This is a genomic window from Anaerorhabdus sp. (assembly GCF_036641015.1).
Lineage (GTDB): Bacteria > Bacillota_I > Bacilli_A > Erysipelotrichales > Erysipelotrichaceae > Anaerorhabdus.
The window spans coordinates 1-4274 of record NZ_JAVWFO010000087.1 but is presented as its reverse complement, the minus strand read 5'-3'; the positions used below and the strand labels follow the sequence as shown (position 1 = coordinate 4274).

Sequence of the window (4274 nt, the reverse complement as noted above, 5' to 3'; positions counted from 1 at the left end):
GAGGTATTTTATGAAAGTTATAGACTTAACACTAAATGGACTTAAATTACTTAAATTAGATAGATTTGAAGATAACCGTGGTTGGTTTGAAGAGGTCTATAATTATGATAAATACAAAGAAGCAGGGATTGATAACTGTTTTGTACAAGATAATAGAAGTTTTTCAAAGGTAAAAGGTGTATTGCGTGGTATGCATTTTCAAAAAAATCCATATAGCCAAGCTAAATTAGTGCGTTGTACTAAAGGTATGGTATTGGATATCGTGGTTGACCTTAGAAAAGATAGTAGTACTTACCTTAAGTGGGAAGCAGTAGAATTATCAGAGGACAGGGTTGAACAATTATACATTCCAAGAGGATTTGCTCATGGATTCTATTGTGTAAGTGATGACGTTATTTTTGAATATAAAGTTGATAATGTATACTCTAAAGAAAATGAGCGTTCAGTAAACTATCTAGATCCTCAATTTAATATTGATTGGGAACATATTTTGAAAGGGGTAAAACCTATTTTGTCTGATAAAGATGCGAATGCACCGATGTTAGAAGAAGTAGACTGTGATTTTTAATGAAAGTCTTAGTTACAGGGGCTAATGGATATATTGGAAGTCATGTTTGTGAGGAACTTTTAAAAAATGGACATGAAGTAGTTGCGCTTGATAGATCACGATCAAGTTTAAGTGAACAAGTACAGATGATTGATGTGAATCTATTTGACGAGGATACAGATATCTTTAATAAAGTAGGTAAACCTGATATATTATTGCATTTAGCTTGGCGTGATGGTTTTAACCATATGGCAAGCACGCATATAAATGATTTACCAAAGCATATATCATTTATTGAAAATATGATTCAAGGTGGATGTAAACATGTTGCTATAATGGGTTCAATGCACGAAATTGGATACTGGGAAGGTGAGGTTGATGAGGATACTCCTTGCAACCCAAAATCATATTATGGTATTGCAAAGAATGCATTGAGACAAGCTACAAGTATATTAGCTAGTAAATATGATGTAACTTTTCAATGGATTAGAGCGTATTATATAACGGGCGATGATAGAAGAAGTAATTCTATCTTTGGAAAGATAAGGCTTGCTGCAGATGAGGGAAAGAAAGAATTTCCCCTAAATTCAGGGAAGAATTTATATGATTTTATCCATATTGATGAATTAGCGAGCCAAATTGTTGCGGTAATTGAACAAACTGAGATAAATGGAATTATTAACTGTTGTTCAGGTAAGCCTGTTTCATTACTAAATAGAATTAATGATTTTATTATTGAGAATGAGTTAGAGATGACTTTAAATATTGGGGCTTTCCCAGATCGTCCATATGATTCACCAGGAGTTTGGGGAAACAATGATAAAATTAATAGAATTGTATTAAATAAGTTGGAGGGATAAATGATGTATACTGCAAATGATCACACTTTTGCGATAATTGCATATAAAGAAAATAAGTATTTAGAAAAGACTATTTTATCAGTACTTAATCAAACGGTAAAAACTAATATTATTTTATCTACATCCACTCCAAATGATCATATTTTAGGGTTATGTGATAAATACAATATTAAGTATGTCATAAATCCTAATTCAAAAGGGGCAGGTAGTGATTGGAATTATGGATATAATGCCTGTGTTACGCCATTAGTAACCATAGTTCATCAAGATGACATTTATGATGATGACTTTGCAGAAACTACGCTAAAATATGCTAATAGAAGTAGTGATTTAATTTTGTTATTTACTGACTATTACGAAATAAGAGAAGAAAATGCAGTATCAAATCAAAAGCTACTAAAGATTAAACAAATAATGAATCATTTGATTCAATATAAGTTTATGTGGAAAAATAGAGCATATAGGAAGTTTATATTAGCTTTAGGAGATAGCATTTCATGTCCTACTGTTACAATTAATAAAGACAAAATGGGAAAAGATATCTTTGATACAACTCTAAAAAACTCATGTGATTATTTAACTTGGGTTTTAATGGCAAAATCAAAAGGAGAATTTATCTATATACCTAAACAAATAGTAGGTCATAGAATTTATCCTGAGTCAGCTACATCACTAAATATTGCAGATTCATCTAGATCTAAAGATGATTTGCAAATTATGATGATGTTATGGCCAAGGTGGTTAGCAAAGATTATCCACCATTTTTATGTAAAATCAGAAGAAAGTAATAAGATTTAGTAGGAGAAACTTTAATGAAAGTATTAATGTTTAATCACTTACCAGCACCTTATTTAGTAGAGTTTTTAAATTTAATCGGTAAAGAAGTAGAGTTAACGGTTATATTTAAGGATGCTACTTCTTTTGACCGTGAAAACTCATGGTTAAAGTATGATTTTGAATCATTTAAGGCTGATTACTTACCTAAATCATTTTTTAAGAAGATTCCCTTTATGTTTAAATACCTGATGGGTAATTACGATCTGTTTTGGAATGCGGATTATTCTAAATTTGAATGTATACTTTTGACTTTGTGGTATAAAATGCGCAGGAAGGTCGTTTTAATGCATGCTGACGGTGGAATTCCGATTCCTAGGGTAATTGATCCAGTCGTAAGCATTGTGATGAGACAAGCCCATTTCTTTGCTTCCTCAGGGGTAGAGTGTGATAAGTACTACGATTATTATCATGTAGATCCAAAGAAGCGATTATACTACCGATTTACATCACAAATGCAAGAGGATATAGATAACAATAGGGAATTAATGGTAAAAAGAGAAGAATATAGAACTGAATTAGGCTTAAGTGATAAAGTAGTTCTATTTTCAATAGGTCAACAAATACCAAGAAAAGGCTATGATATATTAGCTCAAGCGATGGTAAATGTACCATCAACAGTAGAATTATTTATAGCTGGAGGACAACCAGAAGAAAATGTTAAAGAGATAATTAGCAAGAATAATTTAAATAATATTCATTTTATTGGGTTTAAAACAAAAGAAGAATTAAGTAAATACTTTGTCGCAAGCGATATTTTTGTGCTACCTACACGATATGATATATGGGGATTAGTTATAAATGAAGCTATGTCATTTGGGTTACCAATTATCTCCACAAATAAATGTGCTTCAGCTGTACAGTTTGTAAATGAGTTTAATAATGGAATAATTGTACCAATTGAAGATGTAAACCTATTGTCTAATGCGATTAATCAGTTAATAATAGAGGACACCAAAAGAAAAGAATATGGAGATAATTCATTACAATCGATTCAAGAATATACTATTGAAAACATGGTAGAGGATTATAAGTTAATATTCAATGAGATAAAAAGGAGAGTTAATTTATGAGAATACTTCAAATTAACTCTGTATACGGATTTGCTAGTACGGGTAAGATAGTTGCAGATATCCATGAGAAATTATTAAACGATGGATATGAATCCTATGTAATTTACTCGCGCAAAGAGCCTAAGAACGCTACTTTTAAGAATGTTACCAAAATATACTCACCAATAGGTGTGGCAATGCATGCTGCACTTGCTTTGTTTTTTGATAAACATGGTTTATACAGTAAACACAGTACAAGGAAAATCATTAATAGAATAGATGAAATCAATCCAGATATTATACATTTACATGTTATCCATGGGTTTTATCTTAATTATCCAATGTTATTCGACTATATTAAGAAAACAAATAGAAAAATAGTTTGGACATTGCATGATTGTTGGGAGTATACCGGATATTGTGCATATTATGACTACAACGAGTGTTTTGAATGGAAGAATGGTTGTAAAAACTGTAAGTACAGAAATGAGTATCCTTATCGATTACTAAGTCATTCAAAGCAAAATTTCCAAATTAAGAAGCATTGTTATGAAGGCGTTGATATGACTTTGGTATCACCATCAAAATGGCTAGATGGTGAAGTAAGTCAATCAATGATGTCAAATTTCAAACATCAAGTCATACATAATGATGTTAAATTAGATTATTTTTACTTTGAAGAATCTAATCTAAGAGAAACTTATGGATTAACTGATAAAAGAGTATTACTATGTGTAGCAAATGTTTGGACAGAACAAAAAGGGTTTAGTGAAATTATTAAACTATCTAAATTAATAGATAAAGATACTAGAATTGTTATGATAGGAGTATCAAAGAAGCAACAGAAAAATTTACCAGTAAATATCATGGGAATTCAAAGGATTGATGTAAATGAGTTAAGAAAATGGTATTCAACTGCAGATGCGTTTATTAATTGTACACTAGAAGATAATTATCCTACTGTAAATCTAGAAGCAAAAG

At 30.7% G+C, this 4274-nt stretch carries 5 protein-coding genes; all 5 read left to right on the top strand.

From position 1 onward, the window contains the following. Positions 1–568: dTDP-4-dehydrorhamnose 3,5-epimerase (gene rfbC / locus RR430_RS09035; protein ID WP_332508996.1), on the top strand; the 568-nt coding region annotated here is incomplete at its 5' end. After that, positions 568–1407, top strand: coding sequence for an NAD-dependent epimerase/dehydratase family protein (locus RR430_RS09030; protein WP_332508994.1), 840 nt, complete (start codon positions 568–570; stop codon positions 1405–1407). The genes rfbC and RR430_RS09030, both read left to right, overlap by 1 nt. Next, positions 1408–2205 (top strand): glycosyltransferase, encoded by a 798-nt coding sequence (locus RR430_RS09025; RefSeq protein WP_332508992.1) that lies wholly within the window; start codon positions 1408–1410, stop codon positions 2203–2205. A 14-nt stretch (positions 2206–2219) separates the two neighbouring features. Then, positions 2220–3314: a glycosyltransferase family 4 protein gene (locus RR430_RS09020; protein WP_332508990.1), complete on the top strand. Its 1095-nt coding sequence runs from the start codon at positions 2220–2222 to the stop codon at positions 3312–3314. After that, the coding region (locus tag RR430_RS09015) for a glycosyltransferase (RefSeq protein ID WP_332508988.1) at positions 3311–4274 on the top strand (964 nt) is incomplete at its 3' end. The genes RR430_RS09020 and RR430_RS09015, both read left to right, overlap by 4 nt.

Coding starts and splice junctions, on each gene's coding strand:
- RR430_RS09030 (WP_332508994.1), top strand. CDS start 568: ATGAAAGTCTTAGTTACAGGGGCTAATGGATATATTGGAAGTCATGTT.
- RR430_RS09020 (WP_332508990.1), top strand. CDS start 2,220: ATGAAAGTATTAATGTTTAATCACTTACCAGCACCTTATTTAGTAGAG.
- RR430_RS09025 (WP_332508992.1), top strand. CDS start 1,408: ATGATGTATACTGCAAATGATCACACTTTTGCGATAATTGCATATAAA.